This window comes from Vibrio agarilyticus (assembly GCF_012641465.1).
GTDB lineage: Bacteria > Pseudomonadota > Gammaproteobacteria > Enterobacterales > Vibrionaceae > Vibrio > Vibrio agarilyticus.
The window spans coordinates 61,430-79,316 of the sequence record NZ_JABAIK010000015.1 but is presented as its reverse complement, the minus strand read 5'-3'; the positions used below and the strand labels follow the sequence as shown (position 1 = coordinate 79,316).

The 17,887-nt window shown below is 47.6% G+C and carries 13 protein-coding genes; 5 read left to right on the top strand and 8 right to left on the bottom strand.

Going from position 1 to position 17,887, the window contains the following annotated elements; all coding sequences use genetic code 11:
* The first annotated feature begins 175 nt into the window (after positions 1–175).
* The 3 genes from HGP28_RS14385 (at position 176) to HGP28_RS14375 (ending at position 6,118) form a co-directional block, all read left to right on the top strand.
* On the top strand, positions 176–1,417 hold the full coding sequence (locus HGP28_RS14385) for a carbohydrate porin (protein ID WP_168837174.1): 1,242 nt from the start codon (positions 176–178) through the stop codon (positions 1,415–1,417).
* 420 nt (positions 1,418–1,837) lie between these two features.
* Complete coding sequence (locus HGP28_RS14380; protein WP_168837173.1) at positions 1,838–4,942, top strand: beta-galactosidase; 3,105 nt, start codon at positions 1,838–1,840, stop codon at positions 4,940–4,942.
* Between the two features lie 159 nt (positions 4,943–5,101).
* Positions 5,102–6,118, top strand: a complete 1,017-nt coding sequence (locus tag HGP28_RS14375) for a substrate-binding domain-containing protein (RefSeq protein WP_168837172.1) — start codon at positions 5,102–5,104, stop codon at positions 6,116–6,118.
* Positions 6,119–6,246: 128 nt separating this feature from the next.
* Here the strand turns inward: HGP28_RS14375 and HGP28_RS14370 are convergent, their stop codons facing one another.
* The 5 genes from HGP28_RS14370 to zwf all read right to left on the bottom strand — a co-directional run bounded on the left by HGP28_RS14370 (position 6,247) and on the right by zwf (position 11,073).
* A complete protein-coding gene (locus HGP28_RS14370; RefSeq protein WP_168837171.1) occupies positions 6,247–6,618 on the bottom strand; it encodes a putative glycoside hydrolase in 372 nt (123 codons plus the stop codon).
* A 127-nt stretch (positions 6,619–6,745) separates the two neighbouring features.
* Positions 6,746–7,201: a GNAT family N-acetyltransferase gene (locus tag HGP28_RS14365; RefSeq protein WP_168837170.1), complete on the bottom strand. Its 456-nt coding sequence runs from the start codon at positions 7,199–7,201 to the stop codon at positions 6,746–6,748.
* A gap of 140 nt (positions 7,202–7,341) precedes the next feature.
* Positions 7,342–8,790 carry a decarboxylating NADP(+)-dependent phosphogluconate dehydrogenase gene (gene gnd / locus HGP28_RS14360; RefSeq protein WP_168837169.1) on the bottom strand — a complete coding sequence of 483 codons (1,449 nt, stop codon included), beginning with the start codon at positions 8,788–8,790 and terminating at the stop codon, positions 7,342–7,344.
* A gap of 67 nt (positions 8,791–8,857) precedes the next feature.
* Positions 8,858–9,574, bottom strand: coding sequence for a 6-phosphogluconolactonase (gene pgl, locus HGP28_RS14355; protein ID WP_168837168.1), 717 nt, complete (start codon positions 9,572–9,574; stop codon positions 8,858–8,860).
* Positions 9,571–11,073 (bottom strand): glucose-6-phosphate dehydrogenase, encoded by a 1,503-nt coding sequence (gene zwf, locus HGP28_RS14350; protein WP_168837194.1) that lies wholly within the window; start codon positions 11,071–11,073, stop codon positions 9,571–9,573. The genes pgl and zwf overlap by 4 nt, the downstream gene beginning before the upstream one ends.
* A gap of 615 nt (positions 11,074–11,688) precedes the next feature.
* Between zwf and HGP28_RS14345 the strand changes: the two genes are divergently transcribed.
* Complete coding sequence (locus HGP28_RS14345) at positions 11,689–11,916, top strand: hypothetical protein (protein ID WP_168837167.1); 228 nt, start codon at positions 11,689–11,691, stop codon at positions 11,914–11,916.
* A gap of 61 nt (positions 11,917–11,977) precedes the next feature.
* Here the strand turns inward: HGP28_RS14345 and HGP28_RS14340 are convergent, their stop codons facing one another.
* On the bottom strand, positions 11,978–12,304 hold the full coding sequence (locus HGP28_RS14340) for an SMR family transporter (protein WP_168837166.1): 327 nt from the start codon (positions 12,302–12,304) through the stop codon (positions 11,978–11,980).
* A 242-nt stretch (positions 12,305–12,546) separates the two neighbouring features.
* Positions 12,547–13,086: a redoxin domain-containing protein gene (locus HGP28_RS14335; RefSeq protein WP_168837165.1), complete on the bottom strand. Its 540-nt coding sequence runs from the start codon at positions 13,084–13,086 to the stop codon at positions 12,547–12,549.
* Positions 13,087–13,346: 260 nt separating this feature from the next.
* Here HGP28_RS14335 and HGP28_RS14330 point away from each other — a divergent pair, with 260 nt between their 5' ends.
* The gene (locus HGP28_RS14330; RefSeq protein WP_168837164.1) at positions 13,347–14,360 is read left to right on the top strand and encodes a LacI family DNA-binding transcriptional regulator; all 1,014 of its coding nucleotides are present in this window, start codon (positions 13,347–13,349) and stop codon (positions 14,358–14,360) included.
* A 78-nt stretch (positions 14,361–14,438) separates the two neighbouring features.
* Here the strand turns inward: HGP28_RS14330 and HGP28_RS14325 are convergent, their stop codons facing one another.
* Positions 14,439–17,882 (bottom strand): 1,3-beta-D-glucan phosphorylase, GH149 family, encoded by a 3,444-nt coding sequence (locus HGP28_RS14325; protein WP_168837163.1) that lies wholly within the window; start codon positions 17,880–17,882, stop codon positions 14,439–14,441.
* Positions 17,883–17,887 lie beyond the last annotated feature (5 nt).

Genomic DNA, 17,887 nt, shown 5'->3' with positions numbered 1-17,887 from the left:
TTCTCTCGCCTGTGGCCCAAATTGCGTCAATTTAGCGATCTCGATCACGCATAACTTCAAATTATTGATGAAACCCTCAAAATAACAAATTTTGATTTGGAAACGTTTCCAGATTTTCTTTACACTGCAGGCGAGTTAGGACTCACACAAAAATAACATTTAATGGAGACATTTCATGAACAAGAAGACGCTCGTAAAAGCGCTCAGCCTCGCCCTGACTATGGCACCGCTCTCTGCTCTTGCTGCAGTCGAAAATGTGCAGTATTTCGGATACGCCAAATGGGGCACGATTTATACCGATAACGAGAACAAAAACGACGGCAAAGGCGAACTCAATCAAGTGATTCGAGCTACTCAGGGCTACGGTAACTTCCGTCTAGGTAACGAACTGAACTGGTGGGAAGCGGGCGTTAAAGCCGATGTGTACCAACATCAAGATGTTCATTTTGATACCACTTTGTATCTTGGTAGTGGCGAAAGCTGGGGCGACGTGAGTCTCATTCAAGCTTGGTCTTCCGCGCATGGGCTTATTGAAGGTCAACCGACAGCCACTATCTGGGCGGGTGAGCGTTTCTATCGTCGTCACGAAGTTCACATGATTGACGTTAAGTATTGGGATACGTCAAGCACTGGCTTTGGCGTTGAAGGGCTTGATTTTGGTTTCGCTCAGGGTCATTTTGCGTGGCTTGCGCCAAACTCATCAGGCGATGGCCGCGTTCTTCACAACCTTGATGCGCGTCTGAGCGGCATTCAGGTGAGCGAAAATGGCAGCGTCACTTTAGGTCTTAACTATGTTTTTGCTCAAAATGATCATTACGAAGAGAAAAACATCACAACATCCGGCGCGATGCTCTCAGCGCTGCACTTTTATGGCTGGGAAAAAGGTTCAAACACATTGGCGTTTCAATACGGTATCGACGCACTTGCCGGTGGCCTAATGAGCGCCGAAGGGGGCAGCAACCGTAAATACAGCACCGGCGTTGAACACGAAGGTCAAAGCTGGCGCATTTTCAACTACGGTGACGTTAACCTGACCGACAATATTCAAATGATGTACTCGTTCGCATACCAAGACAATCAACTTGATAACGACGAAGGCGAAAAATGGCTAAGTGTTGGCGCGCGTCCTCAATACGCGTGGAATGATTACATGGCCACCGCGCTTGAAATTGGTTTTGAGTCAGTTGAATCGCAAAAAGGACTTGGCACTAACGAGCTGACCAAAATCACCATCGCGCAAATGTTCCAAGCGGGTAAAGGGGTTTGGGCGCGTCCATCACTGCGTCTGTTTGCCACGTACGCTGATCAAACCACTGAGTGGGATCGTGGCGACACCGTCTATGGCGCAGCACGCGGAGTTGCTCGTAGCAATGTCGACGAAATGACATTTGGCTTTAACGTCGAAGCGTGGTGGTAATCCCGCTTAGCTAACGTCAATTTAGGGAGGGTGATATACCTTCCCTTTTGACTGTATACCTAAGTTACTTTAAATAGGGTCACTTGGGTATATACCCAAGTGACCTCAAGATGCGAGGTTCAGCGAGAATGACTTGGTTTGTCAGTGAGGCGAAGATTTGAAGATTGAGTGGCCCTCAATCGAAAATCGTCAACAAAGCTGATGAACCAAGACAACTCGCCCTTTGGGAGCCGATCACTGAACTGATGGCTGCGTTAAACAACTTGAAAATAGACTGGCTATTTCGCTACGTTGTTTGCCTTGCTCTCAGCCCAGTGAGTAGGCTCTGAATCCTGCATCTTGAGGTCACTTGGGTATATATTAAGCGCCAAGCAATGCGCCTGGTCAAATTACGCAACAGCAACAACAAGTAGGAAAGAGATGACTGCTTTTTCAACGATCCTGTCACGACGCGACTGGGAAAATCCCCAATCGGTCAATATTCACTGCCTAAAAGCACACAGCCCTCTTGCAAGCTATCGCTCTGCGGCCGACGCTCGAGACGGTGTCAATGCCCAGCGCCAATCGCTCAATGGTCTTTGGAAATTCAAACTGTTCGCGGCACCAGAGCAAGTTGATGGTGAGTTTATTGAATCACACTTTGACGATAATCTGTGGGATGACATTCCCGTTCCGGCTAACTGGCAGCTTCACGGTTACGACAAACCTATTTATGCCAATGTCAAATACCCTTTCGAGGTGAACCCACCGTTTGTGCCGGCAGAGAATCCAACCGGATGTTATCGCCTCACCTTTAACATGACGGCTGATACGCTCACGCAAACTCAGCGTATCATTTTTGATGGCGTCAACTCTGCGTTTTATCTTTGGTGTAATGGTCATTGGGTCGGTTATAGCCAAGACAGCCGCTTGCCTGCAGAATTTGACCTAACTCCATACTTGGTAGAAGGCGAAAACCAATTGGCGGCCATGGTGCTGCGTTGGAGTGACGGTAGCTACCTTGAAGACCAAGATATGTGGTGGCTGAGTGGCATTTTCCGCGATGTGACGCTACTGAGCAAACCTAAGCAGTGCATTGAAGATGTGTTCATCACGCCTGATTTGGACGCCTGCTATCGCGATGGTTCATTGTCGATTGTGACGGAACTTAACGCGCCTGAAAACTATCAAGTGCAAGTTCAGCTATTCGATGGTGAAATCGCAATTACTGAGGCAGAAACGGCCCGGCCACACAACCGTCGTATCGACGAGCGCGGCAGTTGGAGTGATGTGGTGTTCCAAACGCTGCACGTACGTGAGCCTAAAAAATGGAGCGCGGAAACGCCCCATCTTTACCGTCTTGTCGTCTCACTGCTCGATGACCAAGGCAATTACATTGAAAGTGAAGCGTACGCAGTTGGCTTTCGTAAAGTGGAAATCATTGCCGGTCAATTGCAACTTAATGGCAAACCAGTATTGATTCGTGGCGTAAACCGTCATGAACACCATCCTGAGCTTGGTCATGTGATGACTGAGTACGATATGGTACGCGACATTTGTCTGCTAAAACAGAACAACTTTAATGCGGTTCGCACCGCGCACTACCCTAACCACCCACGTTGGTATGAGCTTTGTGACCAATACGGCTTGTACGTGTGTGATGAGGCCAATATCGAAACTCATGGCATGCAGCCAATGAACCGCCTGTCGAGCAACCCTCAATGGGCGCATGCGTTTATGAGCCGTTATACACAGATGGTGATGCGTGATAAAAACCATCCGTCTATCATTATCTGGTCACTTGGCAATGAATCTGGACATGGCAGCAACCACGATGCTATGTATGGCTGGTCGAAAAACTTTGACCCGTCACGACCCGTTCAATATGAAGGTGGTGGTTCAAACACCAGTGCAACCGACATTATCGCGCCGATGTACGCGCGTGTGGAAACTCTGGTTGCCGATGATGCCGTGCCTAAATACCCAATCAAAAAATGGATTTCATTGCCTAACGAAACTCGCCCATTAATTTTGTGCGAATACGCCCATGCAATGGGCAACAGCTTAGGAAACTTTAACCAGTATTGGGATGCGTTCCGTGAGTATCCACGTTTGCAAGGTGGCTTTATTTGGGACTGGGTTGACCAAGGCTTGAGCCAACGCGATGCCGACGGCACCCATTTTTGGGCCTACGGCGGCGATTTCGGCGATGAAATCAATGACCGTCAGTTCTGTATTAATGGCCTTCTGTTCCCAGATCGAACCGCTCACCCGGCGCTTGAGGAAGCCAAATATTGTCAACGCATGATCACCGCGACGCTCGCTGAGCAAACCGATGATTACTGCGCTGTCACGCTAACCAGCGAAAACGTATTCCGTCACACAGATAATGAGCAGCTTGTCTGGGCACTATTGGAAAATGGTGAGGTTATTGATCAAGGCGTTATCACTCTGTCACTTGCGCCTGAACAAATCAAAACCATTGAGCTGCCAGTGCGCTTTACCGCTAAAGCCAACGCGCAATATCACCTCAATATCGATATTACGCTGATAGCAGACACGCCTTGGGCTGGCGCAAACCATGTGTTGGTAACAGAGCAATTTGCACTGCAAAACCGCGCGCCTCTTTCGCTGCCTTCCACCACGGTGAGCTCAGCGCCGGATTTGGCTCAAACCCAAAATGGCCTCACTATCTGCACCACAGATGGCGCGCATCAATGGCACTGGGAGCGTGACAGCGGTTTATTAACTCAATGGCGCATTAATGGTGTTGACCAGTTGATTGATGGCCCACAAGATAACTTCTTCCGCGCGCCGCTTGATAACGATATCGGCATCAGCGAAGTGGATAATATCGACCCAAATGCGTGGATTTGCCGTTGGGAACAAGCGGGCATTGGTCAGTGGCACCGCGAATGCACCGCTTTTGATGTCGATACCCTGCGTGATGGCGTGCGCGTGCGCAGCACCTTTGCTTATCGACACGGCGAGCAGATCCAAGCAATCACGATTTGGACATACACCGCGCGCAATGATGGCACACTTGAACTCGATGTTGCGGTCACGCTATCCGACGCGCTACCACCGATGCCACGTATTGGCCTAGAAATGGCACTGTCTTTGGCGCTGACACAAGGCTCTTCGACGCCGCAAGTCTCATGGCGTGGTTTAGGTCCTTTTGAGAACTATCCAGACCGCCAAGCTGCTGCGCGTTTTGGTCTTCATACACAAACGGTAGAAGCGATGCACACGCCTTATATTTTCCCAACCGATAACGGGCTGCGTTGTGGCACTGAGCAACTTGATATTGCTGATGTGACTTTCTCTGGCTCATTCCAGTTCAGCGTCAGTCGTTACGCACAAACCATGCTAGCGGCAGCGAAACACACCAATGAATTGGTCGCCGACGACAAGCTTTATCTGCGTATCGACCACCAGCATATGGGTGTTGGCGGCGATGATTCTTGGAGCCCAAGCGTCCACCGCGCCTTCCAGCTCACCGAGCGTGCCTATCGTTACCAATTGGTGTTCGGCCACGCTAAGTAATCCACCGTAATACCTAACAACGCCTCGTACTTAACGAGGCGTTAACTCCAATTTAAAAGACTCTTTGACCTAGCGCAGCATATGGCCTGCTTTCACTTGTGTTTTCATCTCCCCTAGTATTAACTAACTGAATTCAAAGCCACTCGTTACCTCTTCGCTATGACCACTATCAAGGATGTTGCCAAGGAAGCTGGCGTGTCTATCGCCACCACCTCTCGTGTGATTAATAACGCACCTCACACCAGTGAAGCTGCCACTATTGCAGTGAAACAGGCAATGGAAAAACTCGGTTACCGCCCTAATGCCAACGCGCGCGCCTTGGTCAGTAAATCGTCCAATACCATCGGTGTTTTAGTCAACGATGTCTCTGCGCCCTTTTTTGGCACTATGGTGAAAGCCATTGATAATGTGGCGGCGGATCTGGAAAAGCAGCTTCTGATAGGCAATGGGTATCACGACGCGCAAAAAGAGCGAAATGCGATTAACTTGTTAATTAACAGCCGCTGTGAATCATTAGTGTTGCATACCAAGGGCATGAGCGATGAAGAGTTAGTCCAATTGGCCGATGAAGTGCCCGGCATGGTGGTTATCAACCGCGTGGTGCCGCAAATTGCCGAACGCTGTGTCGCGCTCGATAATCACCACGGCGCTTATTTGGCGACCGAGCATTTAATTCGCCACGGTCATCGTCACATCGCCTATCTTTGTTCATCACATGATATCGATGACGCCCATGATCGCCTCGCCGGTTACAAGCAAGCGCTTATCGATAATGGTATTGAAGTGTGTGACGACTATATTGAATTTGGTGAGCCAGATGAAATGGGCGGTGAGTCTGCCATGGTGAACCAGTTATCGAAAAATACCCCCATTACCGCAGTCGCCACATACAACGACTATATGGCCGCAGGCTGCATGGCGCTGTTACAAGAAAATAGCCGCCAAATTCCAGAAGACATTTCGGTCATTGGTTTTGATGATGGTCATATCGCCCGCTTTATTTATCCACGCCTCACCACTGTACGCTATCCCATTCAAGTCATGGCAAGTCAAGCGGTAAAACTGGCGCTCGAGCTGGCCAATGGCGATTCGCACAAGGTTACAAACTCAACCACCGAGCAGCGTCTTTATATGCCCATTTTGGTACGCCGCGCCTCAGTGGCAACCCTGCGATAGGTGATATAAAATTATAAGTTGGCCATTGAGATAAAAAAACTCAGCCCACATGGCTGGGCTGAGTGTCATCAAAATGATGAACGGCTGATGTTCACTTTGATGCTCACGCAGGTGAGCATCATGACCCTCTATAACGCCTTTGGTAAATAACGAATATTGTCGAGCTTAAATATCGTCCCTTTTTGCTGTTCGCCCCAAGCGGGTAAAATAATCAATGGTTGAGTGACACTATTTAGATTAAACGGCACACCACTTTGCTTTGGTGTTGCGGTAATCGTATCTAAATCAATACTGATACGATTCCAGCCCGTGGCGTCTGTAAGCTGTGAGGTGATCTCATAGTCCGCAGTGCCACACGGATAGCCACATGAAAGGGCAACGAACACTTTACCACCAGGGTTGGCATCCACTTTAAGATCGAACTCTATCGTTCCACCAGCATATTGTGAAAGGTTGGCTGCGAACTGCCCTTCTAACGGCGCTGTCGTATTATTACCCACAAAAGTCACTGCTGCTATCTGGCCACGCCCCTCTTCGGCGATGAGTTCTGATGTTACCCCGTTGGCTGCGCTATGCTTTACCTGTCTTGGATAACCGCATTAGTAGAAAGAATATTGACCTTTTAACTCACAAACATTTAGTCATGAAACGGCTATTGGGATCGTCAATATACTGAGCAAAAGGAGCGCAGTATGAAAAACCAAATTTTTCATACAATTTCCGCGCAGGAATGAAATAGTCTTCAGCGCCTGTTTCCAAACTGACTGTAGTAAAGCCATTTGCTTGCGCAGCATTCAAGGCGTGAGTAAGAAGTTGCTTAGCAACGCCTTTTCCTCGTGCAGCTCGAGTGGTCCGCATTGACTTTAACTCCACGTGATCAGATGTAAGCGTTTTGAGTGCCACACATCCTTGCAATTGTTCATTCTCCCAACCGCTGAAAAATGTAATTTCAGGCGCTTTAAGACTGACAATATCCAATGCATGAACACTTTCTGGTGGAGACACCGCGTACATGTCGGCCAAGTGCTCTTCCAGTAGCTGTATCACGTCACCACCAGAGAGGTCGTCGATAATAATTTTCACAGGGAAAGGTCATCCATAAATGATTTAATTGAATTGCGCATCATATAATGAAGTGATTTTAAGGTGAAGAATTGACAATAAAGTAAAAGAGGATGCCTATTTGCATCCTCTTGATATGGAGAAACACTACATCGTGCTAATTACACATCGTAAGTGGTCGATGCTGTATTACCGCCAGTTCCTGTCCAGTTAGTATGGAAGAATTCACCACGTGGACGGTCAATACGCTCATAAGTATGCGCGCCGAAGTAATCTCGCTGTGCTTGCAGCAAGTTTGCTGGCAAGCGCGCTGTGGTGTAACCATCAAGGAAAGTCAGCGCAGACGTGGTACACGGCATTGGAATACCCGCTTCTAGAGATTTTGCTGCAACTTTACGCCACGCACTCATGCTGTTAATCAAAATCGTTTTGAAGTAGTCGTCTGAGCCCAAGAACGCTAGGTTCGGGTTGGTATCAAATGCGTCGCGAATATTACCAAGGAACGCTGAACGAATAATACAGCCACCACGCCACATTAGCGCAACGTTACCGTAGTTGAGATCCCAGCCATTTTCGTTTGACGCTTCACGCATCAGCATGAAACCTTGAGCGTAAGAGATGATTTTTGATGCCAATAGCGCTTGGCGTAGTGCATCAACCCACTCTTGTTTGTCCCCTTCCACTGGCGCGATCGTTTTACCAAACGCTTGCTCCGCCGCAACACGTTGGTCCTTCAGCGCAGAAAGGCAACGCGCAAATACAGACTCAGAAATCAACGTTAAAGGAATACCCAAATCTAGCGCATTGATACCCGTCCATTTACCAGTACCTTTTTGGCCTGCAGTATCAAGGATCTTCTCCACTAGAGCTTCGCCATTCTCATCTTTATAACCAAGAATGTCTGCCGTGATCTCAACCAAGTAACTATCGAGCTCGGTGGTGTTCCACTGAGCAAACACAGCTTGCATCTCATCTGCGCTCATACCCAATCCATCTTTCATGAACTGGTACGCTTCAGTGATAAGCTGCATGTCGCCATATTCGATGCCGTTATGGACCATTTTTACGAAGTGACCTGCACCATCGTTGCCCACCCAATCACAACACGGCTCACCTGCATCGGTTTTCGCTGCAATCGCTTGGAAAATCGGTTTCACTGCAGGCCACGCTTCTGCCGCGCCACCAGGCATGATAGATGGACCAAAACGAGCACCCTCTTCACCACCTGATACGCCAGTACCAATAAAATGAATGCCCTTTTCACGCAAAGCCGCAACACGACGGTTGGTATCAGGATAATTGGTGTTACCGCCATCAATAATGATGTCACCTTCTGAAAGAAGTGGTACCAATGCGTCAATGAAGGTATCAACCACATCACCTGCACGCACCATTAGCATCACTTTGCGTGGGGCTTCTAACTTCGCCACTAAATCTTCAAGGGAATACGCGCCAATGATGTTGGTGTCTTTTGCAGGACCTTCGAGGAACTCATCCACCTTTGCTGTCGTGCGGTTGTAAGCCACGACTTTAAAGCCATGATCGTTCATGTTAAGGATAAGGTTCTGACCCATAACCGCAAGGCCAATTACACCGATATCACCTTTCATTATTATTCTCCAAATGTGAGGTTAAGTGCGGGCAGCGCACCGGCTGCTCCGCTAACGAGACTGCGTGTTACGCAATGCGCGCAGCCGCGTCCAAATCTAAATACCACTCAGTTAAGCCACTACGTGCTTGAATTTTCGCCGCAGGGTATGGCAATGCTTCCGGTGGTGTGGAATTAATTTCGTACACAATGTCCGCTTTACCCGCGCCCAGCACGAGATAGCTAATGCGTTTTGCCGCCTCAAGCACGCGCGCTGTTTTAGAGACGCGAATTTGACCGCTTTGTGGCTGAGTCGCCAAGACCGCCAAATTGGCGTCATCATAATTAGTTTGCTCTGGGAACAACGATGCCGTGTGGCCATCCGCCCCAACGCCCAACAAGATCCAATCAAAAACCGGCGTGCCATCTGCCAAAGGAATACACTCTTGCATCTCTTTGGCAAAACGTTTCACTTCCAGCTCAGGCTCAGCTTCACCAAGAATACGGTGAATATTTTGCTCAGGGATCGCGACATGGCGAAACAATAATTCGTTTGCCTCACCATAATTGCTTTCAGCGTCACTTGGTGCCACGCAGCGCTCATCTCCCCACCAAAAGTGCAGGTTATTCCATTGAATTTGGCTGGCGTAAGGCTCTTGTGCCAAAAGCTTAAACAACATTTTTGGCGTGCTGCCGCCTGAAAGAGAAATGTGTATTGGTCGCCCGAGTTCGCTAAAGGCTTTCATATCGTTGGCTAAACTTTCGACGACCAATTCAGCAGTAGGGAAAATTTTATGGTTGATCATAATTCGCAATAATCCGTATCGGTGAGGTTCTTACAAGGGAAACGCCACGCGCGACCATCTCGTTCAAGCAGCTGGTCGGACTCCTGAGGCCCCCATGTGCCACAAGCATATCCAAACAGTGCTTGTGGATCTTGTTTATAGTCGAGGATTGGCTGAACAAATTGCCAACACGCCTCGACAGCGTCTGTACGCGCAAACAATGTCGCGTCACCATTCAATGCATCAAGCAATAAACGTTCATAAGCTGTTAGCATCTGCGTCTCTTGCAACGAAGCGTAATGAAAATTCATTTTCACTTCCTTTGCACGAAAACCAGCGCCAGGCTCTTTAAGACCAAAACTCATCTGAATGCCTTCATCAGGCTGAATTCGAATAATGAGTTTGTTTTCTGGTGCATTTTGGCCAAAGACAGGGTGTGGCGTACCTTTAAAGTGTATCACTACTTCCGTAACACGCGTCGGCATACGCTTGCCAGTGCGCACGTAAAACGGCACGCCATTCCAGCGCCAGTTATTAATGTAAGCTTTCAGCCCCACATACGTTTCGGTGCGCGAGTCTTCCGCTACGCCGTGCTCTTCTCGATACCCGGGTAAAGATTGGCCACGAACTTCCGAAGCGGTGTATTGACCAAGCACTAAGTTATTTCGTAGATCGCTTTCATCAAGTGGTTTTAAACACTGCAGCACTTTCACCACTTCATCGCGCATTGAGTCAGCGTTAATTTGTGCAGGTGGCTCCATACCGACCATCGCAAGCACTTGCAATAGATGGTTTTGGAACATATCGCGCACTGCACCTGAGCCATCATAATACCCACCACGCTCTTCGACACCGAGATACTCCGCGCCGGTAATTTCAACATAATCAATGAAATTGCGATTCCACAGAGGTTCAAACATGGCGTTTGAAAAACGAAATACCAATAAATTTTGCACCGTTTCTTTACCAAGATAGTGGTCGATACGGTAGATCTGATGTTCTTGGAAATGACGATGGATCTCGAGATCAAGCTCGCGTGCTGAGGCCAAGTCGTAACCGAACGGCTTTTCAACAATCAAACGCTTCCAACCGTCCGCTTCATCATTTAAGCCATGGCAAGCCAAACTTTGTGGAATCACGCTGTACAAACTAGGTGGTGTCGCTAGATAGAATAGCGTGTTGCGTTGCTCAAATTGGTACTGGTCTGCCAGTTGTGACAAGCGTGTCGCCAGCTTCGCATAGTCTTCACTGTCGGAAGTATCAATCGCTTGGTAGTGTAGGTGGTCGATAAATGCGTCGAGAACAGCAGGCTCTGTTTTCTCCATTTCTTCAAGAGAACGCTTTAATTTTGAACGATAGCTTTCATCACTGTAATCGGTACGGCTGACACCAAGAATGGCAAAATTGTTTGGCAATTGTTGATTAGCGTACAAATGGTACAACGCAGGAATGAGCTTACGGTACGTAAGATCGCCGGAAGCACCAAAAATTACGATGCTACTATTTTCTGGAATGACCATCATCTTTCCTTAAAAACACGGGACTTCTTGTCTAGGAACGGGGTTGTCTGAGTGTCCCACCGTAACAACCTAACCTTTAAAGTGAAAATCGTTTGCAGCTATCGATATAATAGTTCGCACCGATAATCACCCCATCAGAATAGCGCGTGTGCATCCACCCTATTCAAATAATTTTGGTATTGTCTACGACTCAACGTGCTACATCAATAGTCAATAGCGCAATCGATAAAATAAATTTGAAAATTTACAATTTTGGTTGGGTGAAAGTGACCGACGCTGCGTTCACTGGTGATATTTTATACCCAAGTCATATTGATTATCGGAATGACACGACACGCAATGCACTCTCATCATGCACCACTGTCACAAATAAAAATGCAAAAAAACGGGTATTCACATTAAACTGTGAACCTGTATTTGCCTCTTTATTACTCTGCTAAGCCCTTATTTTTATTAGCAGCTCAAACAGGCCATAACCTGATCAAGATCAAACAAAGACTGGCTAAAAATCGCGCAAATAGTCATATTTGGTTGTATATTTATTGTGTCATTTAATAAAACATTAACCGAAAATAATAACAAAAATAGACTCGGTGAATCAGAAGGAACTTCACCATGGAACGCGATAATTTTGGAATTTGCCTAAGCAAGGCGCTGCTGTCGAGAAACCGGAACTCCACTTTTACCCATGTGCGCGCGTATGAAAAACGCCAAATAGACGCAGAAGAGATGATGGTTCGTCACGTCTTTCCTCAAATGACGGGGCAAGATCTTTTGCAAACCATGTGTGAAAGTAATCACTTTGAATGGCGAGCGGAATTTTTCTGTCCATCAGAGAACTAATACCCGTCAGGCCATTAAAAACATAAGACAAAGGTACTTATACCCAAGTACCTTTGTCTTCTTATGCCGACGCTCGCGAAAAGGCATTTAACACCACTACACCCGCCACAATCAAACCGATACCGACCATGGCTGCTAAGTCGAGTTTTTGTCCGTAAAATACCCAAGCAATCGCCGTTACTAACGCAACGCCAACACCTGACCAAATCGCATAAGCCACACCAAGAGGAATGGTTCTTAACGTCAAAGAGAGAAAAAAGAAAGTGCATCCATACCCGACGACCACAATCAATGATGGCAGCAATTTCGTAAATCCATCGGATGCTTTTAATGACGTTGTCGCGATAACTTCCGCGACAATTGCTATGACGAGATACAACCAATTCACACTGCCCTTCCTTAGCTATTCGTGAACATAAGTGATACTAACGCACTTTACCACAGCGTCACACATTTTATTCGAGGGTTCATTGAATTGCCGTTTTCCAGCAGCGTAAAGCTTGCGAGTAAAACTGGTTAGTGAGTGTTGATGTCTTGTGGAAAAATAAATTAAAACGTCACCGCCCAAAATTGTGATTCTAGGCGATGACATAGTTGCCTAATGGCGCTTAAACGATGACTGACACGTCATTAGTAATCGAGTGTGCCTCGAATCGGATAATGATTGTTTGGATCGCGAATCCAAGCCAAACCGCGTGTCAATGCATTGAGTTCTGGGCGCACATACGGATTATTCGACAAATCCACCACATGCAGATTGCCTTCATCATTCACGACAAACAAAGCGGGTTCAGCAAAATTGTGGTCGGTTTCAAGCTCTGAACGTGGCGTTGAAATGTAAACACCGAGCGTTTTTAACTCATCTTCAGTAAGGCCATACGCAATCGGAAAACTGACATTCAGTTTATCCATATGTTCGGCTAATTGATGCTCTGCGTCCGCAGAAACGGCAATCACACCGACCCCGGCCGCTTCAAAGGCCGGTAAAAAGCGCTCAATCTCATTAAGGTATTCGGTACACAAAGGGCAATGCTTGCCTCGATAGACAAATACGGCCTGCCACGTCGCTTTGCCATCAGGTCGACCAAGAACCACGGTTGAACTATCAAGCAGCGTCGCCATTAAAGACGGAAACACATCTCCCGCTTTGAGTTTGACTGAATATGCCATATCTACTCCGTTGTTTATCAGTAAAGGTCAACAACACTATAGAAATGGATAGTCGAACTCTCAACCTTGGTGATGAGACACGGTGAGACATCACAACAAACCGACGGCTATCACACGCTTTACTTTTGTAAAGCGCTTTATTCACAAATTGCTTTGCGCCATCACACGATTTGAATACTATAGCTCTCAACATGAACATAACTTATTGCACCCTTCTTACTGATTTTTTCGATAAGATGGCATAAAACGTAACGCAGATTATGGAAAAGAAAACAATTACAATTAAAGAAGTTGCCGAGTACGCCAACGTCTCTCAGGCAACGGTTTCACGGGTGATTAACGGCCAAGCCAGCGTGAAAGAAAAGAATCTTGTTAAAGTCCAACAAGCGATTGAAGCCCTAGGTTATACCCCAAATCTTGCAGCGCAAGCGCTTGCGAGTAGTCGCTCAAACAGCGTTGGCATGTTGGTCGGCAGCTTAGATGGTCCTTTTTATGGCCCACTGATGCATTCTGCTGAGGACGAGCTTTACCGCGCGGGTCTGCATTTTATCGTAACCAGTGGTCAAGAAAGTGAAGTAAAAGAGCGTGATGCGCTCAATTTTTTGCGCTCAAAACAAGTCGATGGTGCCATTGTTCACAGTGACAAACTTTCTGACGACGAACTTAAACAATTTGCCCATGGCTTTAAAGCCCTCGTGGTTCTCAACCGTTTTATCCCCGAACTGGATCATCAATGTCTCAGCTTGGATAACGAGCTGGGCGGGTATCTGGCGACCAAGAATCTGCTCGACAATGGGCATCGTCACATCGCTTGTATTACCGGCCCCCTCTCAAAACCAGATGCCCGCGACCGGCTTTCTGGCTACATACGTGCGCTCGCTGAGCACAATGTCGCGTACGATCCGCGACTCACCATTGAAGGCCGTTTCGACCACGAAGGAAACTTTGTTAAAGCTTACGATCTTCTTGCCAATGCAGGCACCATTACCGCGGTATTTTGCCAAAATGACAACATTGCTCTCGCTGTCTACGATGCGTGCGCCAAGCTCAACTTAACCATAGGTGAAGATATTTCATTGGTCAGTTTTGATAATGATTTGATGTCGAGTCACATGCGACCACGTTTGAGCACTGTGGGTTTCCCGATTTATGAGATGGGTAAGCTTGCGGGTAAAATGATCATTGACCAATTGCATGAGAAACAAACACTGACGAGTCGAAAGTTGGTTCCTCAGCTCGTTGAGCGCGATTCCGTGAAAAACCTAAACGCCTAAAGCTCGCTTAATCGCCTACTCAAGCTAGCAAAAAGGGAGCGACTCGCTCCCTTTAGTTTAGTAGGACGGGTATAATTGTTATGCCTTGATTGACGACGCCGGCAATACCACCTCGACAGTACGTATTATACCTTTGCGGTCAAATAGCGCTCGGCTTAGCTCATTGGATAACGTGCAACCATCATGCGTAACAACTTCGCCGCTGACTAATGTCACCGCCATACTGGCTGTTGATGCTTCTGCATTCAGCGTATAAACAAACGGCACTTGGCAGTAAGTGAACGCTAGCGAATTCGCATTCATTGCTAATTCACCTTTTTTACCAAACACGTCTTGGTAAACAAACGTGCCCGCTTTAGCGGTAAAACCACCACGTTTTAACAAGGTCGGCTCAATGTGTAGCACGCCGTTGTTCACCACAACACCAAGTTCACCAAAGCGCGTGAGCACCTCTTCTTTTACTTGACCAGTCATGCCCGGCTGTTGCGCGCCAGCCTGTTTCGGCGTGTGCGAATAGGGATCGGTTGGGAACGCACCATACACACTTGGCGTTTTGTTAAAGCCAATCCCTTCACGCACGCGGTAATAAAAATCATCCAGCGCTTGCGTTTGCGCGCTCATGCCATGAGCCTGAAGAGACGCTTGGTAGTTTTCTTGCACCGCAAGCAGTAATTTAGACACCATGTGCCAATAAATGCAGCCCAAACCTTCGTAACCAAACATAGTTCCAGAGCGGCCTGTGAACGCTTTATGATTAAACGTCGCTTCATAGGCAGCTAACAGCTGTTGCCAGTCAGACTCAGAAAAATCAGCGTATTCAGGCTTGATCTCAGCAATCATCGCCATCATCACCTGCGCATTATCAAACTCGGGATTAAAATGCACAATGTGGTTTACATCTTTTTGAATCAGACGCTTATCATCACGCTCAAGCATTGCTTGCATCAGTCTTGAGTCCGCCACAAAATGCGCAGCAACGCGGTTTTTATCCAAAAAGCCGCTCAGTTCGCGATCTGGATACAGCATAAATGTTTGCTGATCAGCACGATACATATCGCTAGCAAAAAGAGCATCCAGTAGCTCAATGCTCTCATCGGCGGTCAGGACGCCAGCGCTGAGCAACGCGACTTGACCCTCGAGCATTGGGTATAACTCTTCGACATACGCCGCCTCACCTTGTACATCCAGAATATTGTAAGCGTTATACAAGCCGTCATGGCGCTTGTTACTCTTGATTGTTTGATCAAGCAGCTCAAGGGACACCGTCAATAATGTCGCCAACGCATCGGCGTCGACGGTAGTTTTGCTGCTAAAACCGTGCACATAAACCTGATCGCGATAATCTTGCGCTGCCATCGCCAATTCATTTAGCAAGGTTTTACGCAACTCACCAGTAACTGAGGTTTGTTTGAGCTGCTGAGCTGCACGCACGAGTGCATCACTGGTTTGCACCAACCAAGTCGCCACTTCTTGAGACAGAGTGACGGCCTGTGGCGCGCGAGTGAGCACGTTTTGCATAAAGGCCACATAGCGGCGCATATAATACAAAGTGACCATTGAAAGTCCGTTACCAACAATCGCGTTGTTAGCATCGTTCCACTCTGGACGTTGAGTATTAAGCCAAATGCCGCCATCTAGCACAAAGTTGCTCAACTTCGCCAATAAAGGCACCAACAATTTTTCCATCAAGTTCACTTGATAGACCGCGCCTTCACTGTCGAGTAACAGACGACCGTCGCTACCGAGTGTTTGGCTCAGTTTGACCGTTTCGTCGTGCTTCGCTTGATTAAACACCACGGTGTCTTTCGGGTTAGCAAACAACTGGACCACATCAGCGATTTCATAAGGCACATTGGCATAGCTGTAGTGTTCTGCGCCAAGCCACTCAATAAGCGCTTCACTATGGTATTTATCTGCGAGTTCAAGGAATTTCAGCAAATAGATAATTTGATGATCGCCCCAGTAACCAATGTTGCTCCACGGATCTTCCGGCTCAAGCACTTCCCAATCTACGCCGTCTTTAGTGATGCGATACGGGTTGTAACCATCCACCGTTGACGCATTCACGAATTTCGCGACAAAGGACGCGATAAAGTTCGGATAGCTAAGGGCAAGCGCTTCCCAGTTTTGGAAAATATCACGCCAGTTGCCTTGGTATGAAAGCAGGCGATTGCCTTCCTCATCACGCACTTTGATCTCGTAATGGTTCCAAGGACGACTTGGGTCGCCGTGACGACGGCCAAACGTCAGTGGCAAATATTCGTACGCCAAACGAACCAACTGCGCATCCCCAGTCGCTTTTGCTAGCGAGACCAATTGTGGATGAGTTAAATCGTGAGGCAGTGACGCCAACAGCTCCGCGTGTTTCGCCGCCAATGTTTTATTGGTGCGTGAGATAGTCACGCGCACATCGTCAGGGTTAAGCTGATAACCCTCTACGATAGCGCCACCACGCAATGTGTTAAACAAAACGTTCGCATAATGATGAACGTCGGTCTCTTCAGAAGAGGAACGCTGCCACGCATCACCACCAGCCATAAGCGCCATTAGTTCAGCTTGGTTAGCGGCGATATCACACTCAATCTCATCACGTAATGCACTTGCATCACGCACTGTATTCATCAGTGAAGCTAAATCTGAGTGACTTTGGTCTACATCTGCCACCATTAGCCAAATTTTACGCTCGCCAGCCTTTAGAACAAGCGTTTGGTGCACAAAATACGCACCACGCTCGCCGCGGATCAGTGGCTGCTCGTCTAAAGGCAAGTCTTTGCGAAATTGTGCCAACGCTCGGCTGCTCAGCAGTAGTGTTTGTTCATCATCGGCCACCGAAAAGACCGATGTGGCACGAAGCGCTTCGGCCGGATCAGCGCGGTCGCTCAATTTTGCATATAGGCTAAAGGTTGCCATTGGCAATTCAGCAACACGCTCGTTCCATTTGTAAGCGTCCACCAGCGCACTCTTAGTTTGCAACGCCGCAAGCGGTGCACCTGATGGCAATAAGTTTTGAATCCCATCAAGCAGCTCGATGTTTACCGCCACATCACCGTCATTAACAATTTCCGTTTCGCGCACAAAACCAAAACGATCGGATGTACGCCAGCTGTATTGATAGGTCAAGCCTAAGCTGTGGTTACGCTCTTCAAAAACAATCTTGTCACCCACGGCGTTTTTATACAGGTGACGCTCAACGTGATACAGACCATCGTGATGAGGATTAAACGGTTCCCACTTTGCGATTGCGCCATCATTTAATCGAACCTTAAACAGCGCTTTTGCGCCCGTGTTATCGGCGTTTTCATGAATATGATCGACCGAGCGATACGGGAATAGCGCGTTTTCAGGACGAATACGACCGGCTGATAATGCGCCAGTCGATGAAATAAACATCCAGTGATTACTGGCAGACACCACACTGATAAAAAATGGGGCCATTTGATCAACATGGCTAATTTTGTAATAACGCTCACCCTTCAGGTCAACAAACTGACCAGAAACTTGCGCAGAGTCTTGATAATTCATTAGGC

Excerpts from the sequence above, each read along its gene's own strand:
- HGP28_RS14385 (WP_168837174.1), top strand. The coding sequence starts at position 176 with ATGAACAAGAAGACGCTCGTAAAAGCGCTCAGCCTCGCCCTGACTATG.
- HGP28_RS14380 (WP_168837173.1), top strand. The coding sequence starts at position 1,838 with ATGACTGCTTTTTCAACGATCCTGTCACGACGCGACTGGGAAAATCCC.
- HGP28_RS14375 (WP_168837172.1), top strand. The coding sequence starts at position 5,102 with ATGACCACTATCAAGGATGTTGCCAAGGAAGCTGGCGTGTCTATCGCC.
- gnd (WP_168837169.1), bottom strand. The coding sequence starts at position 8,790 with ATGAAAGGTGATATCGGTGTAATTGGCCTTGCGGTTATGGGTCAGAAC.
- pgl (WP_168837168.1), bottom strand. The coding sequence starts at position 9,574 with ATGATCAACCATAAAATTTTCCCTACTGCTGAATTGGTCGTCGAAAGT.
- zwf (WP_168837194.1), bottom strand. The coding sequence starts at position 11,073 with ATGGTCATTCCAGAAAATAGTAGCATCGTAATTTTTGGTGCTTCCGGC.
- HGP28_RS14345 (WP_168837167.1), top strand. The coding sequence starts at position 11,689 with ATGGAACGCGATAATTTTGGAATTTGCCTAAGCAAGGCGCTGCTGTCG.
- HGP28_RS14335 (WP_168837165.1), bottom strand. The coding sequence starts at position 13,086 with ATGGCATATTCAGTCAAACTCAAAGCGGGAGATGTGTTTCCGTCTTTA.
- HGP28_RS14330 (WP_168837164.1), top strand. The coding sequence starts at position 13,347 with ATGGAAAAGAAAACAATTACAATTAAAGAAGTTGCCGAGTACGCCAAC.
- HGP28_RS14325 (WP_168837163.1), bottom strand. The coding sequence starts at position 17,882 with ATGAATTATCAAGACTCTGCGCAAGTTTCTGGTCAGTTTGTTGACCTG.